Origin of the sequence: Pseudomonas sp. Au-Pse12 (assembly GCF_021341665.1) — a bacterium.
Classification (GTDB): domain Bacteria; phylum Pseudomonadota; class Gammaproteobacteria; order Pseudomonadales; family Pseudomonadaceae; genus Aquipseudomonas.
Window position 1 is genome coordinate 860,402 of sequence record NZ_JAJTTH010000001.1, and the last position, 22,556, is coordinate 882,957.

The 22,556-nt window shown below is 64.9% G+C and carries 15 protein-coding genes; 2 read left to right on the forward strand and 13 right to left on the reverse strand.

All coding sequences use genetic code 11. The annotated features are described in order from the left end of the window. Nucleotides 1-161 precede the first annotated feature (161 nt). Nucleotides 162-386 (forward strand): YgdI/YgdR family lipoprotein, encoded by a 225-nt coding sequence (locus tag LXM55_RS03760; RefSeq protein ID WP_233318699.1) that lies wholly within the window; start codon nt 162-164, stop codon nt 384-386. Nucleotides 387-402: 16 nt separating this feature from the next. Here the strand turns inward: LXM55_RS03760 and LXM55_RS03765 are convergent, their stop codons facing one another. The 12 genes from LXM55_RS03765 to LXM55_RS03820 form a co-directional block, all read right to left on the reverse strand. After that, nucleotides 403-783, reverse strand: coding sequence for a hypothetical protein (locus LXM55_RS03765; protein WP_233318702.1), 381 nt, complete (start codon nt 781-783; stop codon nt 403-405). A gap of 164 nt (nt 784-947) precedes the next feature. Further along, nucleotides 948-2,801, reverse strand: coding sequence for a polyurethane esterase A (gene pueA / locus LXM55_RS03770; RefSeq protein ID WP_233318705.1), 1,854 nt, complete (start codon nt 2,799-2,801; stop codon nt 948-950). A gap of 112 nt (nt 2,802-2,913) precedes the next feature. Continuing rightward, on the reverse strand, nt 2,914-6,033 hold the full coding sequence (locus LXM55_RS03775) for an autotransporter outer membrane beta-barrel domain-containing protein (protein ID WP_233318707.1): 3,120 nt from the start codon (nt 6,031-6,033) through the stop codon (nt 2,914-2,916). Between the two features lie 65 nt (nt 6,034-6,098). Then, nucleotides 6,099-9,077 carry an autotransporter serine peptidase EprS gene (gene eprS, locus LXM55_RS03780; protein WP_233318708.1) on the reverse strand — a complete coding sequence of 993 codons (2,979 nt, stop codon included), beginning with the start codon at nt 9,075-9,077 and terminating at the stop codon, nt 6,099-6,101. A gap of 188 nt (nt 9,078-9,265) precedes the next feature. After that, complete coding sequence (gene pueB / locus LXM55_RS03785) at nt 9,266-10,951, reverse strand: polyurethane esterase B (RefSeq protein ID WP_233318709.1); 1,686 nt, start codon at nt 10,949-10,951, stop codon at nt 9,266-9,268. Between the two features lie 49 nt (nt 10,952-11,000). Next, complete coding sequence (locus LXM55_RS03790) at nt 11,001-12,350, reverse strand: TolC family outer membrane protein (RefSeq protein ID WP_442799725.1); 1,350 nt, start codon at nt 12,348-12,350, stop codon at nt 11,001-11,003. Nucleotides 12,351-12,364: 14 nt separating this feature from the next. After that, entirely contained in the window at nt 12,365-13,681 is a 1,317-nt protein-coding gene (locus tag LXM55_RS03795) for an HlyD family type I secretion periplasmic adaptor subunit (protein ID WP_442799736.1), read from the reverse strand. A gap of 14 nt (nt 13,682-13,695) precedes the next feature. Beyond that, nucleotides 13,696-15,513: a type I secretion system permease/ATPase gene (locus tag LXM55_RS03800; protein WP_233318716.1), complete on the reverse strand. Its 1,818-nt coding sequence runs from the start codon at nt 15,511-15,513 to the stop codon at nt 13,696-13,698. 212 nt (nt 15,514-15,725) lie between these two features. Further along, nucleotides 15,726-16,109, reverse strand: coding sequence for an AprI/Inh family metalloprotease inhibitor (locus LXM55_RS03805; protein WP_233318718.1), 384 nt, complete (start codon nt 16,107-16,109; stop codon nt 15,726-15,728). 93 nt (nt 16,110-16,202) lie between these two features. Next, nucleotides 16,203-17,651 carry a serralysin family metalloprotease gene (locus LXM55_RS03810; RefSeq protein ID WP_233318720.1) on the reverse strand — a complete coding sequence of 483 codons (1,449 nt, stop codon included), beginning with the start codon at nt 17,649-17,651 and terminating at the stop codon, nt 16,203-16,205. A gap of 299 nt (nt 17,652-17,950) precedes the next feature. After that, nucleotides 17,951-19,051, reverse strand: coding sequence for a DmpA family aminopeptidase (locus tag LXM55_RS03815; RefSeq protein ID WP_233318722.1), 1,101 nt, complete (start codon nt 19,049-19,051; stop codon nt 17,951-17,953). A gap of 9 nt (nt 19,052-19,060) precedes the next feature. Next, nucleotides 19,061-20,425: an APC family permease gene (locus tag LXM55_RS03820; RefSeq protein ID WP_233318724.1), complete on the reverse strand. Its 1,365-nt coding sequence runs from the start codon at nt 20,423-20,425 to the stop codon at nt 19,061-19,063. 205 nt (nt 20,426-20,630) lie between these two features. Between LXM55_RS03820 and LXM55_RS03825 the strand changes: the two genes are divergently transcribed. Continuing rightward, nucleotides 20,631-21,434, forward strand: coding sequence for a helix-turn-helix transcriptional regulator (locus tag LXM55_RS03825; RefSeq protein WP_233318727.1), 804 nt, complete (start codon nt 20,631-20,633; stop codon nt 21,432-21,434). An 82-nt stretch (nt 21,435-21,516) separates the two neighbouring features. On the opposite strand, the gene feaR is transcribed toward LXM55_RS03825, so the two are convergent. Continuing rightward, nucleotides 21,517-22,455: a transcriptional regulator FeaR gene (gene feaR / locus LXM55_RS03830; protein ID WP_233318729.1), complete on the reverse strand. Its 939-nt coding sequence runs from the start codon at nt 22,453-22,455 to the stop codon at nt 21,517-21,519. Between the last annotated feature and the right edge of the window lie 101 nt (nt 22,456-22,556).

Sequence of the window (22,556 nt, forward strand, 5' to 3'; positions counted from 1 at the left end):
ATAACAGCCGACACCCGGGTCTGGCAAACACTATTGGATAAATGGCCACCTTGAGTTTTTTGCGATCCCCTGGCGAACTTTCGTCGTCTTCACTACACCAAGGGGCCATGGCTATAGTGTCCGCCGCCAATGCGCTTGCGCATCATTGATGAGAGGTCTGTATGAAAGTGAAGCACCTGGGATTGTTCCTTGCCGCTTGCGGCGCCCTGGCCTTGGCCGGTTGCGCCACGCCCACCGTGGTGACCCTGCAGAACGGCACCCAATACCTGACCCGGGACCAGCCCAAGACCAAGACCGCTGACGGTTTCTACGAATTCCAGGACATTTCCGGCAAGACCATCCGGGTCAAGGCGGACGATGTGGCCACCGTCCGCCAGGAAAAATGATCCACCGCGGTTGCAGTCAGTGCGACCAGGGAAAGGGCCCCTGCCCTGGCTCGCAGAAAACCCCCAGGGGCTTGCCGCGCCTGGACAACTCGTTGCGCACCTGCTGGCAACGCTCGCGCTCCCGGGCCTCGGCGTTGTCGATGCTGATGTTGCCGGTGGTGTCCGGCCTCTTTTCGTCTCCCAGGCGCACCTGGGCCCAGGGTTGTTCGGGTTGCACATGGAAGCGGCTCGGGGCCGGTTCCTCCTTCACCTCAGGCGCCGGCTGGCCGGCCGGCAGCTGGTCCGGCGTCACCCCGTAGCGCTTCAGAATCGAGCTGTGAGGCAACTCCTCGGCGGATGCCATGGCCACCCACAGGGCCAGCACCACACCGCTCGCATACCTCTTGCTGTTACTCACCGTCAAAACTCTCCTGTCATTGCCGTAGCGTGAATGCCTGCCTGTACTAACGAGCTGACACGTTTCAGCTTTACCGTTATTGGAGTCGTAAATCGACCGATAGGTCACTTGCCCCTGGCAATGAACGGCGCGAGGCCCATTGCAGGCCCCGCGCCGCAAAGGCATCAGGCGAGAACGATGCCCGAACCGTTGAGGTGCTCCAGGCTGACCCCCACCAGGGTCACCGAGTCCTGGCCGAAGGTCAGCACGGTGTCGTTACTGCTGCTGCTGGCGTGGGCCCGGTAGTCCTGGTCCGGCAGCACGCCGCTGACGCCCATGAACACCAGCTTGTCGCCACTCTGGTAGCCGAGGATGCGGTCCTGGCCGAAATGCCCGGTGAACAGGAAGGTGTTGTGGCCACCGCCCGACTCCATCAGGTCATTGCCGGCACCGCCGACGAACACGTCATTACCCTGGCCGCCGATCAGGTGGTCGTTGCCGTCGAGGCCGAACAGCCAGTCGCCGCCGTCATGGGCCTTGAGCACGTTGTCAGCGGCATCGCCCCTGACCGAAGACGCGTACGAGGTCAATTGGTTGCCGACCTTGAGCCCCTGCTCGCTGACCTGGTGGATCACATCGTCCTTGAGCAGGCCCCAGAGGAACCCCGGCTCCTTGCTCTGGATCGCGCCGATGTCGCGGGTCATGCTGATCCCGCCATGGGCGTCACGCACATACAGGGTGCCAGCGCCGTCGCTGGCGAAACTGTAGTCCTGCACCGAATGCTGCAGGTCCAGGGTGTTGTGGCCCTGGCCGCCAAGGATGATGTTGTAGCCGCCGCCGTCGCGGAAGGTATCGTTGCCGGCCCGGCCTTCCAGGTAGTCGTTGCCGCTGCCGCCCTGGATCAGGTCGTTGCCGTCGCTGCCGATGATGAAGGTGCTGCCCTTGTGCGTCTCGGCGTTGCGGTTGAGGTCCTGGACCCAGGTACTGGCCCGGGCCGGGTCCGACAGGTTGGCCACGACAATGGTCGAGTCCTTGCTGGTGAAGTCGTAGAACTTCGACTCCAGCACCCGGGTCAGGCCGTCGCCGTAGCCGGTGGGCAGGTGCGAGATCCAGGTGGGGATGTTGAGGATCGAGAACGGCAAGGCGTTCCACAGGGTCGAGGCGTAATGGTCGTTGAAGTTGACGATGTTGTTGGTCGCCGAGTCCTGGTGGGCGTCGTGCACCCCGAGCGATGACAGATTGAAGCTGGAGCCGTCCAGGGCACGGAACACCGGGTCGTTCTCGTAACCGATGTTCAGCACCTTGTCGCTGGCGCTCTGGGTTGGCGAGGCATAGGCGATGTAGCTGGAATCCTTGTAGAACCCCGACCAGCGCTCGCTACTCAGGTCCGCCAGGCTGTTGACCCCCAGCCCACCCAGGCTGTGGCCGCTGACCAGCACATCCTTGCCCGACAGGCCGTTGGCCTGGGCGAAGGCGGCGACATCCCCCAGCAGCTTGCCGAACGCCTCGCCGGCATAGTGCTTCGCATAGTCCTTGGGCCCCAGGGCCGCCAGCAGGTCGTTGATCACATCGCCGATGGAGTCGCTAATCACCGATTCCCGCGGACCGCTGGTGCCGCGAAAGGCAATGCCGATGGACGCCAGGTGGCCCTGGGCATCGTACTTGCCGAGGATTTCCACCTGCGCCGTGTCATAACCGGCCTTCTCGCCAAAGAAGGTGCCACGGGCATCGACCTTGCCGTCGTAGCCCAACTGCTGGGCGCTGATGGTGGACCAGCCGGCCTTGTGCAAGGCCTCCAGCGCGGCCTTCTCGGAATCGGGGTTCCAGGGAATCCCCGGGATCACCCCCTGGGAATCGCCGCTGCCGATCAGCGCCGTGACCAGGGTCGCCGGCAGGCCCAGGCCGAAGCCATTGTGCTGGTAACCCACGGCAAAGCCGTTGTCGAGGTTGTGGTAGGAATACAGCGTGATCGCCATGGCATCGGCAAACAGCGCCTTGGAATCACTTGCAGTGAAGTTCTTGTAGTCAAACACACCCATGGTATTGCCTCTTCTGTTGTTGGAGTTGTCAGAGCAAACGCATGCCGCCCAAGCCCCATGACGGGACCCGGGCAACTCGGTGAAGGGCCGGAGACTGCGGGCTACCCGGCCTTCAGAACTGCCAGTCGAGGGTCAAGCCGACCCCATGACTCTTGTCCCGGGCCCCCAGCAGCCCGTTGTAATCCAGGTTGATCCGGGTGCCACGGCCCAGGGCCAGGCCGGCCCGGGCGCCAAGCACCGCGGCGTCGCGATCCAGGGACAGGCTGCGCACCTTGAAACCCTGCCCGCCTTCAACAAACCCCAGGTTCGTCGCGGACTCGGTCGGGTTCAGCTGGAGCTGCCAACCCAGGGTAGCCGACAGCTCCAGGCTCCGGGCCGCGCTCAGTGGCAAGCGCTGGCCGGCGCGCAGCCCCAGGGTTGTGAGCCAGGCATCGCGGTGATCATCGGCGCCCCTGAGGGCCGCAGCGCCGCCCTTCTCCTTGAAGCGCTCGCTGCTCACATTCACGTAGGCCAGGTTGGCGAACGGCTCCAGCACCAGGGGTTGCAGGGCGAATGCCCAGGCGGCCTCGGTGAACAGCTGGGCGCTCTGGGCATCGCGCTTGCTTTTCAGCCGCTGGGACTCCCCGGCAAGCTGCAACTCGCGCTTGACGTCGATGCGGTGCCAGCTGTACGCGCCGCCTGCCGTCAGGCGCAGCGCATCCCGTTGCTGGCCGACATAGGCCCCCAGGTGGTAGCTGTCGACCTTGGCCGAGGAATGGGTGCCGTCGCCCATGTTCAGCGAACTGTCGCTGTAGCCGCCGAACAGGCCCAGGCGCCGGCCCTCGCCGACCTCGCCATCGACCCCGGCCAGCAAGCCGCCGATGGAGGTGGTGTAGCCGGCCCGGGAGCTGCCGCCATCGGCCTTGCCCCAGGTGCCGAGCGCCTTGAACCAGGCGCCGTCGTCGAGGTTTTCAGTGCCGTTGCTGGAGGCCCCGGCGTCCTGGCGCAGGCGCTCGCCCAGGGTGTCGCGCAAGGCGCGGCCCTGGTTGATCAGCACGCTGGCCACGGCCGGGTGGATTTCCCCGGACAACTGCTGGAAGGCCCGCTGCGCACTGGCCGCGGTGGGTGCCAGCAACAGGCTTTCGAACACCGGGTTGCCGGCCCCCAGCTGCTCGCTGGCAGCGGCCACGGCCACCTGATTGTCATTCAGGCCGACACTGGCGAACGAGCGCGCACTGCGCTGCACCGCCAACTGCACGCCGGTCGCCGAATAGTCCAGGCTGCCGCCAAGGAACAGGTAGTTGGGCAGCACCGCACCGAAGCTGCCCTGGACCCCGCCCGCCGCATCGAGGATGTCGAACTGGCGCCCCAGCACACTGCCAAAACCACTGTTGCTCGAAGGTTCCAGGACCATGGCCAGGCTGGCCCCGTTGAGGCTCACCTGGCCGCTGCTGACGATGCGGTCGCTGGCCGTTGGCGAAACCTCCACGGCGTAGGTCGAGCCCGGCTGGAAGGTCACATCGCCCGCCACGTTCAGGGTGCCGATGGAGTTGCCCGGGGCCACCGTGCCCCCGGCATTGGCCGTCAACCCGCCGATCTGCCCGTTGCCACCGAGAATCCCGCCCTGGTTCACCGTCACCGCCGAGGCCAGGCTGCCGTTGACCGCCAAACGGCCCTGGTTGACCAGGGTCGGCCCGGCGTAGCTGTTATTGCCGCTGAGCACCAGGGTGCCGATGCCCTCCTTGGTCAGGCCGCCATGGCCGCCGATGTCGTTGCTCCAGATGTCGAAACCGCAGTTGAACTGGGTGCAGCGCCGTTGCGTGGGCTTGCCGACATCCAGCAGCGCACCGACACCCGGCAGGTTGGCCACCCACTGCGACACGCCATAGGCGCCGTCGACGCGCAGTGCCTGGGGAATGTCCTGCTCGGTGACCAGCATGGCGGGGCCGCGAATGCCCTTTTGCAGGTCGATCATGCCCCAGCCGTACAGCTCGTCGATGCCCGGCGCGCCCATGTCGCGGGCCGTGGTGCGCAGCACCCCGGCGATCTGCGCCGCGTCCATGTAGGGAAAGCGCTCCATCAGTACCGCCGCCGCACCGGCGGCATGGGGCGCGGCCATCGAGGTGCCGTTCTTGTTGGCGTAACCGACCGTCATGTCTTCCAGGCGGGTGCCACCGATCACCGCGCTGTAGATCCGCGTGCCCGGGGCCGAGACACAGAAGCTTGCGGTGTAGCCGCAGCGTGAGGAAAAGGTGCTGATGGTGTAAGGGTCGGCGCTGCTGGTGTCCGGGTTCTGCTGCAAGGCCGCCACGGTCAGCCACTGCGGGGCGATTTGCGGGACGAAATAGCCCAGCCCGGCAATGGCGTCCGGGTTGTTCAGGTTGTAGTCGTTGCCGGCGGCGAAAATGGTCAGCACGCCGCTGCGCGCCGCATTGATCGCACCGTCATAGGCACCGCCGGGCAAGGTGCCGAGCAACGGCTGGATCTGGCTGAACTGGGCCTGGGCGTCACTCAGGCTGAAGTGCGGGAACGCCGGGTCGCGCCCGCCCTTGGCGAACCGATCGGTGATGCCGATGCCCCAGCTGTTGTTGATGATCCGCGCGCCGCTGGCCACCAGGCCGTCCCAGCCGGCCTTGTACACCGCGCCGTCGTTGCCGAGGATGATGCCGTCCTCGGGACCGGGGTCGCCGTTCTCGGCACTGATGATCTGCGCATCGAAGGCCACCCCGTGCATGGCCCCGCCGTCGCGGCTGCCGGCGGCGATGCCGCCCACGTGAGTGCCGTGGGAACCCAGCTTGCCGTCCGAGCCCACCGAGGGCGTGCCGTCGTAGCGGAAGGCATCGCCGGCCTTCACCGGAATGTAGGGATCGGTGTACTGGCGGGTGCCGCTGGTCACCAGGGTGATGACCTTGTCGCTGCCGGAAAACTCGGGGTGCTGGGCATACACCGGCTGGTCGAAGATCCCCAGCTTGATGCCCTGGCCGGTGTAGCCGGCGGCATAGGCGCTGTCGGCATGAATCGCCCCCAGCCCCCAGTCGGCCTTGAACTCGGCGCTGCGCCAGCTGGCGGCATCGCCGAGCTTGCCGGCTTCCACATAAGGCGCCGCCTGGGCGCCGGTGGCCAGGGCCAGGCAGCCGGCCAGGGCACTGGCCAGGGGGCTTCGCGGCCAGGGCAGCGAGTGGCTGTGGGGTAATCCGGGGCGGGTATTGCGAAGGTGTGGCTGTCCAGATTGAAACTGCTTCACTACGACCATCCTTAGTTGTATGGGCAATCGACCGGCACGACCACAGGCTGCGCCGGGGTGTGGCAACCGGCGCTTCAGAAACGCCAGTCGAGGTTCAGCCCCACGCTGTGGAACTGTTCGGCATCGCCCAGCTGGCCCTGGTAATCCAGGCTCAGGTCCAGCTCGGCAGTAACTCCAAGACGCGCCTCAAAGCCCAGCAGCGCGCTCCCCCGGGACAGCTTCGCGCTGTCCACGGCAAAGCTCGGGCCGCCGCTGGCGAATCCCAGGTGTTGGCTGGAAGCCTCATGGCTCAGGCGCTGCTGCCAGGCCAGGCGGCTGGACAGCTGCAGAGGCTGGCCGCTGCTCAAATCGAGCCGCTTCAGGCCACGCGCCCCCAGGGTGCCCAGCAGCGCCTCGGCGCTGTCATCGCCGGCGCGCAGGGCCGCGGCGTCGCCCTTCTCGTGGAAGGCGTCGCGCTGCAGGTACACGTAGGCCAGGTTGGCGAAGGGCTCCAACGTCAGGGCCGGCAGCGGCAGGCGATACGCCGCCTCGCTGAACAGCTGGCTGCTGCGCCCCGTGACCCGGGCCTTCTGCTTGGCGCTGACTGCGGCGTATTGCAGGTCGCGGCGCACCTGGGCGCTATGCCAACTGTGACTGGCCCCGAGACTCAGGCGCAGGTCGCCCAGGTCGTGCCCGGCGTAGGCACCCAGGTGGTAGCTGTCGACCTGCGCGCTGGAGTGGCTGGCGCCGCCCATGCGCAGCGAGCTGTCGCTGTAGCCGGCGGCCAGGCCGAGCCGCGTGTCCGCGTCCAGGTCGTGGTCCAGCCCCAGCAACACCCCGCCGCCACTGCTCTGGTAGGAACGGTGGTCCGAGTCGCCATCGGTACGCGATTGCCCGCCCAGGCCCCTGATCCAGAAACTCGCCGCGCCCTCCCCGGCACGTGGCCCCGAGCGCTGCAAGCGCTGGCCAAAGGCCTCGCGCAAATCACGCCCCTGATGGAGCAGGGTCTGTTCCAGGGCCGGGTAGATTTCCCCGGACAGCTGCTGCAGCGCGCCCTGGGCCGAAGCCTCCGAGGTCGACAGCAGCAGGCTTTCGTAGACCGGGTCGGCCGCGCCTAATTGCTCCACCGCCTCGGCCACGGCCCGCTGGTTGGGGCTGGCGGCCACGCTGGCGAAGGTCGCGGCGCTGCGCACCAGGTCCAGTTGCACGGCGCCCGCGGAGTAATCCACCACCGCGCCGAGAAACAGGTAGTTGGGCTGTACCAGGGCGAACTGGCCGTCGATGCCGCCGGCGGCCTGGAGAATGTCGAACGAGCGCCCCAGCAGGCCCTGGACCTGGCCGGCACTGAGCAGGCCCGCGCTGTGCTCAAGCGTCAGGCTGAGCTCGGCGCCCTGCAGATGAGCGCGGCCACCGGCGACGATGCGGTCGCTGGCCGTCGGCGACAGCTCCACGACGTAGTTCGAGCCCGGCTGGAAGGTCACATCGCCCGCCACCGTCAGGGTGCCAATGGAATTGCCCGGGGCCACCCGCGCGCCACGGTTCGCGGTCAGCGCGGCGATCTGTCCGCTGCCGCCCAGGCTGGCGCCGCTGTTGACCGTGACCGCCGACGCCAGGCTGCCATCGACCACCAGCAGGCCGCCCTCGACCCGGGTCGGCCCGCGGTAGCTGCTGTCCCCGCTGAGCAGCAGCCAGCCGCCGCCGGACTTGACCAGGCTGCCCTGGTACAGGCGTTGCGCGGCCGCCGCATCCCGGGCCATGCCGACCGCGTAGTCGCTCAGCTCCTGCTGGCTGGCCTGAGCCCCCGGGCCCTGTTCCCAACCACGCTCCCTGAGGGTCTGCTGCCAGGCCTGATGCTCGGCGGCGTCCTCCACCTGGCGCTGGGCCAGGGCCTGGTCGGAAATACCGTTGCTCCACACATCGCCCTGCCCGGCGCCGAGGTTGACCCTGAATTCCCCCAGCAACTGCCCGGGCCCGTGCAGCGCCCGACCCAGGTCCGGCACACCCCAGCCCACCCGGCTGCCCGGGGCCTGGGTCAGCGAACCGTCGAGCTGGCGGGCGGTGGTCAGCAGCACCTGCAGGGCCTGCTGGTTGTCCAGGTAGGGGTAGCGCTCCATCACCAGGGCCAGGGCCCCGGTGGCATGGGGCGCGGCCATCGAGGTGCCGTTGTAGGTGGCATAGCCGCCCCCGGGCACGGTGCTGGTGATGGCCGCGCCGGGCGTTGCCAGGCACCAGTACTTGGCGATCCCGCACTGGTTGTATTTCTGCTGGTTGTTCTTGTCCAGGCCCGACACCGCCAGCCAGTGCCCCTCCAACTCCGGCTGGAAGTACGGCAGCGCCGAACGCACGCTGGCGTTGGCGTAGCCGCTGTTGCCGGCGCTGAAGACGTTGATCACGCCCCGGCGCGAGACCTGCGCCGCCGCATCGAGCCAGGTGCCCTGGCCGAAGTGCTGGGCATAGGCGGCGTGCAGGCCGTCCAGGGTCTGGTAGCTGACATCCTTGGGCTGGCTGCCCCAGCTGTTGTTGATGACCCGCACCCCGGCGTCGGCCAGGGCTCCGTACACCGCCTGGAAATAGCGCAGGTCGGGGCTCGGGCCGAAGAGCATGCCGTCGTTGCCGTTGGTATTGCCGACATAGACCTGGGCGTTGAAGGCCACCCCGTGCATGCCGTTGCCGTCGCGGGCGGCGCCCAGGGTGCCGGTGACGTGGGTGCCGTGGGTGTCGTTGCCGGCATTGAGCCCCCCGGACACCTCGAACGCGCTGCCGTCCGGGTAGCGACCGCTGGCGATCACCGGGTGGTAGCGCAGGGACGAGGCCTCGGGGTGGGTCGCATCGAAGCCCGAGTCCAGGGCGCCGATCTTCACCCCGTTGCCGGTGAAACCGGCGGCGTAGGCCTGGCTCGCCTGCATGCGCTCCAGGCCCCAGTCCTGCAGGTATTCGGCAGAGCGCCAACTGTCCGCGTCCCCTGGCCGGCCGGCTTCCTGATAGGCGGCCAGGGCCGTGTCGGGCTGGCTCGCGGCAAATGCCAGGTACACCCCGGCCGCCAGCATGCTGAGCTGATGAACATTCACATCCATGTTGATGACATCTCTTGTTGTTGTTCTGGGATCGACTTTCCGTAACCGATCAGCAGCCGTGCGTTACTTCATTGAACCTGCTCCTTGAGGGGTGCCCCCGTGCCGTCATGGCGTTTTTCGGGCAAAGCTGTCGCCGCCGCAGGCCCTTTCGGGGCTGCGGGAGCGTTACTGCAAGCCGTGTGTGCGGGTCAGGCGAAGACCAGGCTCGATCCGGACAGGCTGTCCATGCCAACCCCCACCAGGGTCACCGAGAACTCGCCGACACTGAGCAAGGTGTCGTTGCCGTTCTGCGACAAGTGCTGGCTGTAGTCGTAATGCGCGTCGACCCCGGGCACGCCCATGAACACCAGCTTGTCGCTGTTCTGGTAGCCGTGGATCAGGTCGAAGCCGAAGTTGCCGCTGAACAGAAAGGTATTGGCCCCACCGCCACTGGAATGCATGACGTCGTTGCCGGTGCCACCGACGAAGGTCACGTTGGCCTTGTCGCTGCTCAGTACGTCATCGCCGCCATGGCCGAACAGCCAGTCGCCATTGACGCTGGCCACCAGCGCATTGCCGTAGGCATCGCCATTGAGCGAGTGGTTGTAGGCGGTCCACTGGTTGCCGTTCTGCAGGCCGTCGGCGGTCACGCTGTAGCTGACGTCCTTGCCGAACAGTTGCCACCAGCTGCCAGCTTCATGGCTGACCAGCGCCCCTACGTCGCGGGTCATGCTGATGCCGCCGTAGGCATCGCGGATGTACAAGGTGCCGTCGCCGTCGTTGGCGATGGAGAAGTTCTTCAACGGCTGTTGCAGCTCCAGGACGTTATGCCCCTGGCCGCCATGGATGATGTTGTAGCCGCCGTCATCGCGGAAACGGTCATCGCCGGCGCCACCGTCGATGTAGTCATTGCCCTTGCCGCCGTGCAGCAGGTCGTTGCTCTGGGTGCCGACGATGAAGGTGCTGCCGGTGTGTTTCTGCGCGTACAGGTTGAGGTCCTTGACCCACACCTGATCACGCTGGCCCTCGGACAGGTTGGAGACCACCACCGTCGAATCGCGGCTGGTCAGGTCATAGAAGTCCGAGTCGATCAGGCGGTTGAGGCCAGCAGCGTAATCCACCGCGCTGTGCGCCGACCAGGACTTGGGGTTGAGGATGCTCTGGGGAATCAGGTGGCCAAGGAACGACGAGTAGTGATCGGTGAAGCTGACGATGTTGTTGGTCGCCGACTCCTGGGGCTTGTCGTGGGTGCCCAGGGACGAAGCGTTGAAGTGCGTGCCGTCCAGGGCGCGGAACACCGGGTCGTTTTCATAGCCGATGTTCAGCACCTGCGGGCCGTTGCCGCTCTGCGTTGGCGAGGCAAAGGCCACGTAGCTGGCGTCCTGGTAGAAGCCGCCCCAGTGATCCGTGCTCATGCTCGCCAAGCTGTTGACCCCAAGCCCGCCCAGGCTGTGGCCGGTGACCAGCACGTCGTGGCCGCTCAGGCCCTGGGCCGTGGCGAAGGCCGCCACCTTGCCCAGCAGGTTGTCGAAGGCCAGGCGGCTGTAGTTGTCGGCAAACCCCGAGACGAAGGCCGCCTGCAGGTCGTTGATGCCGTCCTTGAGGCTGTCGGTGCCACGAAAGCTGATGCCGATGGCCAGCAACTGCCCGCTGGCGTCGTACTTGCCCAGCACCTCGACCTGGGCGTCGCTGACGATCGCCTGCTCGCCGGAAATCGTGCCCTGGGCGCTGACATTGCCCTGGTAGCCCAGCTGGCTCGCGCTGATCGGTCGCCAGGCGGTGCCCGGCAGGGCCTCGCCGGTGGGGGTGGAGGCGTACAGGGCCAACGTAATGGCCTCGCTGTAGAGGGCCTTGCCGTCACCGCCAAGGGCATTCTTGTAATCGAAGATACTCATGCTCATTCCTCTTTTTTATTGTCCCTGTGCCTGGGCCGCGCGATGCCGCCTAAGGCGTTGCACGCTGAGCGAAGGCTTCGTCGACCCTGGCCAGATCCTCTTCGCGCAAGGTGCCTGCGTAGTAGTGCAACTTGGTCCAGGCCATCAAATAGTCATAGCGGGCCTGAGCCAGGTCGCGGCGTGTGGTGTACAGCTGCTGCTCGGCATTCAGTGCATCGAGGTTGACCCGCTCACCGCCGAGAATGCTCTGCTTGGTCGACACCACCAGGGCCTCGGCCGAAGCCAGGGCCTTCTGGTACGCACGCAACTTGTTCACCCCCGAAAGACAGGCACTGAATTGCCGGCGGAGTTCAATCAGGGTTTCCCGGGTCTTGCCGTCCAGCTCGTATTCGGCCTGCTCCATGGAGCGGCTGGCCTGGCGGGTCGAGGCCGAAACCCCGCCACCGGCATACAGCGGCAGGCTGACTTCGATGCCGATGGTGTTGGTGTCGTAGCGCTGGTTGTAGGTGTTGCCGCTTTCCGATTCGTTCTGGCGCATGGTGGCGTAGGCGTTGAGCTTGGGCAGGTGCCCGGCACGGTTGCGTTCCACCTCGTAGCGCGCCACTTCGACCCGTTGGCGCTGGGAAGCCAGCACCGGGTTGTTGCTCAGGGCCAGCTCGTGCCAGGTGTCGTAGTTGGCCGGGCTCAGGGAGAACGACTGGAAGTTCTCCTGCAACGGGTCAAGGTCGCGCACATCGAGCGTCGGTTCGCCAATCAGCGCCCCCAGCTCGCGCAGGGCGGCGTCCTGCTCGTCGCGGGCCTCGATCTCTTCGGCGGTGGCCAGCTCGTAGCGCGACTCGGCTTCGAGGATGTCGGTACGGGTGCCCTCGCCCTGCTGGAACATGTGCCGGTTCTGCTGGAACTGCTGCTCGAACGCCTTTTTCTTGGCCAGGGCAATGTCGATCTGGTCCTGGGCGAACAGCGCCTTGGTGTAGTAGCTGAGCACCCGCACCAGCAGCTCCTGGCTCTTGCCGCGAAAGTTCTCGTCGGCGAACAGCGCCTGGGCCACGCCCTTGCGGTAATTGGCGTAGGCCTCGTAGTCGATCAGCGGCTGCTGCACGGTCAGGGACGAGCCGTAGCTGTCGTAGTTGCGCTTTTCGGTGACGGTGCCGCGCACGGTGTCCAGGTAACTGACCTTGGAATTGTTGTGGCCCTTGTTGTAGCTGTAGCCGACCTTGGGCAGCAGCCCGGCGCGGCCGATGGCGCGGTTCTCCAGGCCGGCGTCGCGCTCCTTGATGGCGCCGAGGAACACCGGGTCGTTGCGCAGCGCCTGCTCGTAGATCTGGAACGGGCCCACGGCCTGGGCCGCCTGACAGGCAAACAGCGCCAGGGCCGCCGCGAGAATGGAAAGCTTACTCATACGACGCGACATCCTTATTCTTCGGTCAGTGCCGAGCCTGCCCGGTCGAGCAACGGCTTGAACAGGTAGTTGAGCAGTGAACGTTCGCCGGTGCGCACGAACATTTCCGCCGGCATCCCGGGCTTGATCACCAGGCCGTTGAGCTTCTCCATGGCCTGGTCGCTGACACTGCTGCGCAGCACGTAGTACGGCACGCCGGTTTTCTCGTCGAGCATCTGGTCGGCGGAAATCAGGCTGACCTCGCCAGGCACGCGCGGTGTGCGGCTCTGGTTGAAGGCGGTGAACAGGATGTCCACCGGCAAATGCGTGCCGACCTTGTCCACCAGGTTCACCGGCAACCGCCCTTCCACTTCCAGGTGGGTGCCCTGGGGCACGATTTCCAGCAGGGTCTCGCCCTGGCGCACCACCGCGCCTTCGGTGTGCACCCCGAGGTTGACCGCGATGCCGTCGGCGGTGGCGATGATCTCGCTGTGCTGCAAGTCGAAACCGGCGGAGGTCAGTTGCTGCTCCAGGGTCTGGGTCTTGAGCTGGGCTTCGGCCAGTTGGCTGCGCACCTCTTTCTGATATTCCTCGCTGTGCTGTTGCAGCTTGAGCCGGGATTCGAGGATGCCCTGCTCGACCCGCCCGCTTTCCCCGGTGTTCTGCGCCAGTTCCTGTTGCACCTGGGACAGCTGGCGCTGGTATTCCAGCAGGCGGTTGCGCGGGATGTAGCCGTTGTCCGCCAAAGGTTGCAGGTTGCTCAGTTGCTGGCGCAGCGATTCGGCCTGGTTGCCGAGGTCGGTGCGCGCCCGGCGCATGCCGGCCAGTTGCGCGGTGGCGCCTTCGATATTGGCACGGATGCCCGCCTGCTCGCGGGAGAACGCCTCGCGCCGGCTGCTGAACAGCTGGCGCTGGCCTTCCAGCACCAGCGCCAGGCGCGGGTCGTCACTGCTGCTCAGTTGCGGCGGGAAGTCCACCTGCTTGAGGTTGTCGCGCTCGCTGCGCCAACGCGCCAGGCTGGCCATGGCCATGCGGTACTGGGCCTGCAGCGACTGCACGTCCGCGGCCACCTGGGTCTGGTCCAGGCGAAACAGCGGCTGGCCCTGCTTCACGCTTTCGCCCTCGCGCACCAGGATCCGGCTGACCACCCCGCTGCTCATGGATTGCACTGCTTTGCGCTTGCCGGACACCACCACCGTGCCCTGCACCGGAATGCCTTGATCCAGGGGCGCCAGCGCCGCCCAGACGAAGAAACTGCCCGCCCCCGCCAGGGCCAGGACCCAGCCCATGCGGGCGAAAAAGCCGGCGTCGCGTTCAACCCGTTCCGGCGCGTAATCCTCTTCGATCATCATGTTGCGGTCCTTGCTCATGCGCCTGAGTTCCGTGTCGGAGCCTGATATTGCCGGCTCATGCTGAGGCCGCCGGGGGCCGCCGCTGCGGGCTTGGGCGCCTCCTGAGGCTGGGGCTGAGCCTGGGTCCTGGCCTGGGGTTGAGCCTGGGCCTGCTGGCCGCCGGCCAGGGCCTTGAGCACTTCCTGGCTGGGGCCGAACGCCTGCAAGCGGCCGTCATTGAGCACCAGCAGCTTGTCGGCCAGGGCCAGCACGGAGGAACGGTGAGTCACCAGCACCACGCTGGTGCCCCGGGCCTTGAGCTGGGCAATGGCCGCCGCCAGGGCGCTTTCGCCCACGGTATCGAGGTTGGAATTGGGTTCGTCGAGCACCACCAGGCTCGGGTTGCCATACAGCGCCCGGGCCAGGGCCACTCGCTGCTTCTGGCCACCGGACAGGCCGCTGCCGTCATCCCCGAGCACGGTGTCGTAGCCCTGGGGCAGGCGCAGGATCAACTCGTGCACCCCGGCCATCTGCGCGGCCTGCACCACCTGCTCGGGGTCGGCCTGGCGAAAGCGCGCGATGTTCTCGGCGATGCTGCCGGTAAACAGCTCGATGTCCTGGGGCAGATAACCGATGTAGGGCCCCAGCTCGTCGCGGTTCCAACGATGGATATCGGCGCCGTCCAGGCGCACGGTGCCGCCCAGGGTCGGCCATACGCCCACCAGGACCCGGGCCAGGGTCGATTTGCCGGAACCGGAGGCGCCCAGCACCCCCAGCACTTCGCCGGCATTGATGTTGAAACTCACCTGTTGCAGGGTCGCCACGCGTCGCCCGGGAGGGCCGGCGCTGACCGCCTCGAAACTCACCTGGCCCTTGGGCGCCGGCAAGGACATCGCCGTGTCGCTGGGCGGGAACTCCCGCAGCAACGCATCCAGGCGGCCGTAGGCGAGCTTGGCCGAACTCCACTGCTTCCACACCGCGATCAACTGGTCGATCGGGCTCAGCACCCGGCCCATGAGGATCGACCCGGCAATCATCATCCCCGCGGTCATGTCGCCCTTGATCACCAGCAAGGCGCCAAGGCCCAGCACCAGGGATTGCAGGCACAGGCGCAGGGTCTTGCTCAGGGAGCTGATGACCGAACCGGTGTCGCTGGCCTGGTTCTGCAGGCCGAGAAAACGCGAGTGCACCCCGAACCAGCGTTTGCGCAAGGCGCCGAGCATGCCCATGGCCTGGATGGTTTCGGCGTTGTGCAAGTGGCTGGTGGCCAATTGGGTGGACCTTTGCGAGTAGCCGCTGGCCTCGGCCAGGGGCTTGCGGGTCATGGCTTCGTTGAGAAACGCCAGGGCAATCAGCAGCACCGCCCCCACGCTGGCAAAGACCCCGAGCCAGACGTTGAAGGCATAGATCACCAGCAGGTAGATGGGAAACCACGGCGCGTCGAAGAAGGCAAACAGCGCCGGCCCGGTCAGGAACTGGCGGATGTGGGTCAGGTCGCCCAGGGCTTGCCCGGCATGGCCTTCGCCGCGGGACAGGTTGCGCTCGAACGCCGCCTGGTAGACCCGCAGGTTGAAGCGGCGCTCCAACTGGCTGCCGATGCGGATCACGATAAAGCTGCGCAACACTTCCAGCAGGCCGATGAACACGAAAAAGCCCATCACCATCAGCGACAGCATTACCAGGGTGGTTTCATTCTGCGATGACAAGACCCGGTCGTAGACCTGCAACATATAAATCGAAGGCACCAGCATCAGCACGTTTATCAGGGCGGTGAAACAGCCAACACTGACAAGAATGCCCTTATATTCGCCCAGTGCCTTAAACAGTGGTGCCGGATGAGTGATCTTCACCATCTTCAACATTTTCCCTGAGCTGACCATCCACGCCAAAAGCGCGAAACCAATATACGGTACAACTAATAGCGCGCCGAACTTGCTGCATAAAGTTTGCGAGCACAACCTAACCGGACAGCTGTGATTAACAGCGACCCGGTTATAAGACTGCCCTTCAATAAAGAGGCGATTTAATGGCCGCCTAGTATTAAACGAACATTGCCGCCACTTAATTAAGGCGCGCGCTGCAGGATTATCAACCCGTCATTGTTCACACGCGCTTCATACAGCCCTTCTCGCTGTCGGCTGAAAAAAATGATTCTTGAACCTTCGCGGCCAGTAATGGCAATCCCGTCGGGTTCCGGGAACCAGCCGACGGCGGCTTGCCCGAGCCATTTCGACAGGCATTCGGCGCCATCGCCCAGGGCCGCATTGTCCAACAGTTCCAGGCCACAGCCCTGATCGGGCGCAGCCGCTTGCTGCAGTTGCCAGTGTCCAACCAGTTCCGAGGGGTCCGCCAAGCGCAGGCTGCTTGCCATGGTTGTTGCTCCATAAAAGATCATCAGCGTCGCCAGCAACCATCGGGCCGCCTTGCAACTGGAAATAGTCAGGGTCATAGGGTGCTCCGTTCGCCCGCTAGACTCGCTCAGCCCAGGGGCCAAAGCAAGAACACAGAGCCGCTCTGCAGCGCGGCCCTGCGCTCAACTCACTCAGGCGACGATGTCACTGACCGCTGCCTGGCCGACGGTGCTGACCAGGAAATCCGCCACGCCGTGCCCGGAGAAGTCCACCGACAGGGTGCTCACGCCACCGGAGGTGGTGAGGATCGCGTCACCCGCCGCGCCGGTGAAGGCGTTGACGAAGTGCAGGCCCGCGCCCTTGGTGATTCCGGTCAGATCGATCTTGTCCAGGCCGCTGACAAAATCCATGATCTGGTCGGCCGCGCCCGGCTTGGAATCGGTGCTGGCGCCGAACACGAAGGTGTCCGCGCCCGCGCCGCCCCACAGCTGATCCGCACCACCGGCGCCGTAGATGATGTCGTTGCCGGCACCGCCCTTGAGCACGTTGGCCGCGTCGTTGCCGATCAGCAAGTCGTTGCCCGAACCGCCAATGGCGTTTTCCACGGTCACGCCCTGGGCGATGGACACGTTACCCACCATGCCGCCAACGTCGGAGAAAGAGCCGGCATTGATGTTGATCTTCTGGTTCTGGGTGAACCCGGAGAAGTCCAGGGTATCGTTGCCGCCACCGTCCCATACCGAGAACACCAGCTTGTCCGCAGACGAGCTGGCGCTGTAGAAATCACGCCCGGTGTTGGAGTTGAACCCGTAGGTGGTGTCGCCGGCACGGGTGCTGTAGTTGGCGCCGTAGAGCTTCTGGATCGCCGCGATATCGTCCATCAGCGGGCCGGACGAATAGGCTTCGACCCCGCCCTTACTGAAGTTCTGGCTGGTATTGCTTTCACTCCAGTAGCTCATGACGCTGTAGCCACGGGTGTCCTGGCCGTAGCTGGCGTCCTTGTAGCTGGGGTTGCCTTCGCCGGCGTTGTAGTCGCCAGGGTGAGCCAGGCCCAGGGTGTGACCGATCTCATGGGTCAGGGTCTGACGGCCATAGTTGTTCAGGTCGGGGTTCTTGTTCTGCGTGTAGCTGCTGTTGGTCAAGTACCACGAGGTGCCGTCATAGCCGGCGCCGGTGCCCGGCAGGTAGGCAAAAGCCGCCGCACCATCCTGGCCACCGCTGTAGTTGCCAAAGGTCATGTGGGCGTCGCCACCCGAGGCTTTCTCGGTAAACACGACATTGGCCACATCCGCCCACGACTGCATGGCCAGCACTGCCTGGGCCTTCTGCTGGGCGCTGAACTGGCTGAACCCGGTAATACCATGCTTGTACATCGTGCTCGTAGAGGCCGACGTCAGGAAGGTATAGGTCAGGTCGATCTTGCCGTTGCCGTTCAGGTCCTTGTAGGCAGCGCCGTCACGCAACAATTGCGTGGCGGCCTGGTCGGCCGAGTAAGAAGGTTTGCCATTGACCGTTAGATCGCCACCACGGTCGTATTGGTGGCTGAAGCTATTGATCTGGTTATACGCCGAACTTGCTGCGGCCAGAGGCACCAGTTGTTGTTCGGCAGATGCAATAGCGTTCTCTGTTACTTTCGACATAAACACACTTCCTTGTAATCAATGGAACAGTTTTTGTCAGATAGCGACAATCCCTGGCGAGATCGTCCTATCACTCGCCCTAAGCAGGCGCAAGAAAACTGACACAGTTTGAAATCAGGCGTCCACTACTTTTTTGACGTCAAATCTCACTCTTCCATCGAACTCCAGCAAACAATGACTGTGCAGTCGGAAGAATCGTTTCCGACTGATTAACGGCAGTCATTGTCCGACAATCTACAATTTAATTATTAAATATCCATATAAAGAGTTATGCCGACTGCGTCGCAGTTTTTAGTCCTTCAACTTCTGTTCCAACCAGTTAGTTCCAATGTTTCAAGCAATACTTGCGGGCTCAGGGCCGGTACTTGCACCCCGTCGGCGCTGGTCATCGGCTCGCCCGCCAGCAAGGCATTGATGATGGCTTCCTCCACCGCTTCGGCCGCGGCGCTGAACAGCGGCGAGATGTGATCGTTGTTGAGCATCGCCAGCGGCGTGCTGAACCCCAGGTTCTTGCGGCCGTAGTCCGCCGTCGGCAAGTCCCGGTTTCCCGTGGCAAAGGCCAGGAAGAGGTCACCGCTGGAATCCTCGGTGCCACCACCGGTGCGGGCAATACCGATGGACGCCCGCTGGGCCAGGCGCTGGCACTGGTGCGGCAACAACGGTGCATCGGTGGCCAGGATCACCACGATCGAGCCCATGCCCGGGGTGCCGCGCTCGGCAAAGGGTGAAGGAATATGCCCCAGGCGCCGCCCCACCGGATAACCATCGACCCGCAATTCCTCGCGCTTGCCATGGTTGGCCTGGACCAGCGCACCGACGGTATAGCCCCCCTGCTCGGCCGCCAGCCGCCGCGAGGCGGTGCCAATGCCGCCCTTGAACTCGTGGCAGATCATCCCGGTGCCGCCGCCCACCGCGCCCTCGGCCACCGGCCCGGACTCGGCGCAGGCCAGCGCCTCGCGCACCTGCTGCGGGCCGACATGCTGGCCCCAGATATCGTTCAGCAGGCCGTCGTAGGTTTCCATCACCACCGGCATGCACCAGTACACCGCCGGGTCCGCCAGGGCCTCGCGCTCCAGGGCAATCAGGGCATCGCGCACCGCCCCGACACTGTGGGTATTGGTGATCGCCAGGGGCGTCGTCAGGGTGCCAGCCTCGCGAATCCACTCCAGCCCGGTGGCATCGCCATTGCCGTTGAGCACATGACAACCGGCAAAGCACGGCTGCTGGCGGGCATGCCCGGCCCGGGGCTGGATCAGGGTGACACCGGTGCGCACCTGTTTGCCGTCCACGCGGGTATTCAAGGTGCTGTGTCCCACCCGCACTCCGGGAACATCGGTGATCGCGTTGAACGGGCCCGGCGTCCCCAGGCCCAGGCTGATGCCCAATTGTCGTGCTCGCATAACCACTCCTTACAATTTCTGAAACGCCGGGCTGTACCGGCCGTTGGTGCCATAGAGGATCACCGACAGCGCCAGCAGCCCGATGATGACCATGATGTCCCGCAGGGACGCTTCGAGGAACAGATTGACCAGCAGGTAACCCGCGCCGAGCACCGCCAGCAAGGCCGGCAGCGGCCACAGCGGCATGCGGTAGGGATGCTCGCGATCGCGCAGCAGCACCCGGCTCATCAGCGCGCTGAGGGCGACGATCAGGTACACCAGCATGATCAGCAGCACGCTGAAGGACGTGAGGTCCGCCAGATTCGAGCTAAAACTGAGTACTGCCGAAGGAATCGCCAGGAACAGCGTAGCCAGCCATGGCGAGTCCCAGCGCGGGTGGATCCGTGTGAACAGGCGGTTGATGCCGGGCGTCCACAGGGCGTCCCGGCCGCTGCTGAACACCACGCGGCCGATCTGGATAACGATGGCGACGATGGCGTTGAACACCGACAGGAAGATCCCGCCACTGACGACCCTGGCGAGGGTTTCGTTGCCATGGCTGGTGAGCAGGTAGCCGATGGGATCCGGGCTGGCCAGCATCGCGCTCAGGGACGGTGCGCCAATCAGCAGCGCGGTGAGCGGCACCAGCTCGATGATCACCACCAGCACCAGGGACCACAGCACCGCCTTGTGCACGCCGCGGCCCTTGCACTTCATGTCTTCAGCCAGCAGCACCGCCGGGCCGTAACCGTTGTAGGAAAACAGGCCGATGCCCACCGCGCCGATCACCAGCGCCCAGGGCGCCATCTGCAACGCGCCATGATCGACGATCTGCGGCTGCAGCAGAATGCTCACCGGCTGCGAGGCATTGCCAAAGCCCAGCCAGACGATCACCAGCAAGGCCGCCACCTCCAGCAACAGGCAGGTGCCGGTGATCCAGGCATTGAGCTTGATGTTGAGGATGCCCAGCAGGTAGCTGCAGACCACGATCACCAGGGCCACGGTCTGGGAATCAAAATGCGTGCCCAGGGCGTTGTTCAGGTAAGTGGCGGCGCCGGTGGCCAGCACCGGGGGAATGAACAGCAGCATCACCAGCACAGTGAGAAAGGTGGCGTAGCCGGCCATGCCGCCGAACACCCGCTTGGCATACACGTACTCGCCGCCAGCACTGTTGTGCGCGCGGCCCAGCTCGGCGTAGCAAAAGGCAAACATCAGCGCCAGCAACCCGGCCATGACGAACGCCAGGAACACCCCGCTGCCGGCCTGATGGATGGCAAAGGGCGCGATCACGAACACGGAACTGGCGGGGGTTACACCCGACACGGTGATGGCCACCACGTCGAACACACTCAAGGTAGGTTTCAGCGCACCGTCGGGCGCAGAGGGAGAGCTCATATCGTTATCCTCGTGTTTATTGTTGGTCTGAGGCAGAAACGAAATTCATCGGGCGGGTGCGTTCTGGGGCGCACTTGCCGGGAGCTACTCTAGGCAGTTGCAGCCCCTCGCCCAATTCCCCTATTGGAGTACTCCCCTTGACGACAGCGGCCAAATCGACGAAACCGGGTCACGACATTTTCAGCGAATCGACGGAGCAACGCCTTTGAGTCATCTGTTCAGGGAAGTAGGCCTGCATGCCAGCCTGGGTCGCACCCTTGCGCTTATCGGCAACCCACGCTTCTGGAAACAGCTGATCCTGTTGCTGCACCAGGCTACGCCGTTCGACAACGCCCTGGCGATCTTCTACCCGCTGGACGGCCCGCCCCGGGCCCTGGAGGAATATGACGCCGAACCCAGCAGCAAGCCGGCGTCGATGCTCACCTATCTCAACGGCCTGTACCTGCTGGACCCGTTCTTCCAGGCCTGCCGCGAAGGCTACCCCAGCGGCCTGTACCGCCTGGAGGAAGTGGCTCCGGACCACTTCCGCCAGAGCGAGTACTTTCTCAGCTACTTTCACGACAACGTGCTGGAGGACGAAGTGCAGTTGATCCTGCAGTTGCCCGAGGCCGGCACCCTGTCGTTGTCGCTGGGCAGCCAGCGCGTCTTCAGCCACGACGAAATCGGCCTGCTCACCACCTTCGCCGCCTGGGTGCTGCCGCTGATGCAGCAGCACTGGCAACACAGCCAGACCCGCGCCCAGGGAGCCGCACCGCAGGAAATGGCCAGCCAGATCCGTGACGCCCTGAGCCATTTCGGCAGCGCCGTGCTGTCGGAGCGGGAGCTGGAGATCGCCCGCCTGATCCTCCGGGGTTTCTCCTCCAAGGCCATGGCCGAACGGCTGAAGATCTCGCCGGACACCATCAAGGTGCACCGCCGCCACCTCTACGCCAAGCTGGACATCTCCAGCCAGCCGGAGCTGTTTTCGCTGTTTATCCAGTCCCTGGGGCACGACCTGGAAAACCCCTGACCACTACACCGCTGCGCCTGTAGGAACTGGCTTGCCAGCGAAAGCGCCTTCAAGACCGGCGCCTGGCTTGCGCACAACCGCCTCAGGCGTTCAGGGAGCGGGCGCGGAAATCCCGGGGCGATTGTTCGAAATGCTTCTTGAAGGTACGGCTGAAATGCGCCGAATCGGTGAAGCCCCATTTGAAGGCGATGTCGGTAATCGACTCATTGCGCAGTTGCGGGTTGCTCAGGTCGGCGGCGCTGCGCTTGAGCCGCGAGCGCTGGATGAAACGGCAGACGCTGTCGCCTTGCTCTTCGAACAGTCGGTACAGCTGGCGCACCGAAATGTTCAACTGACCGGCCAGTGATACCGGAGTCAGGCCCGGCTCGTTGAGGGACTGGCTGATCAACTGCCGGGCCTGGTCACGCAGGCAACCGCCATGCAGGCCCTCGTCAAAACCATCCAGGCTGCTGGCGGTCTGGCGCAAGGTTGGCCCAAGCAGGGCAATCAGCGCCTCCTGCAGGGCCTGCCCTTCCTGCTGGGCGGCGCAGCCCTGCAGTTCGCCCGCGCAGATCTGCTCGACCAGCAAGCGCATGAGCCGGCCACTGGCGCAATGTTGCGAGAGCTTGCCGAATTTGCGCTGCTGCGCCGGCAGGTGACGGTAGACCTCCTCCCGGCACAGATGGAACGACGCATGTTCGATCAAGCCATGGGGAACGATTTCGCAGGCGCCGGCGGAATCCAGCAGGGCCATGTCCCCCGGGGCCAGTTCGATGCTTTCGCCCCCCTGGCTCAAACGTGCATGGCCACTGCGCTGGATGATCAGGAAGCAATAGCGGTCATCCTCATGGTCGGCCTTGGTGCTCTGCCGGGAGATCAGCCCGGCGTTGGTGCGGATCTGCGCCACCTCCAGCCCGGCGTAGTCCTGCATACCCACTTCACCGATGAACAAGGCGGGATTGCGCGCCGGACGGGCCTCGAATCGACCGCAGACACCCTGCAGGGCGCCAACCCAGGAACTGAAACTATGCGAAGCAAGCACTGTGCACCTCCAGAAGCCGGTTCCAACCGCCTTTGTTGTTATGGCGATATCATTAACATGTTATCTATTTGCCAAGCAAGACGCCTGACAGCATGGATAGT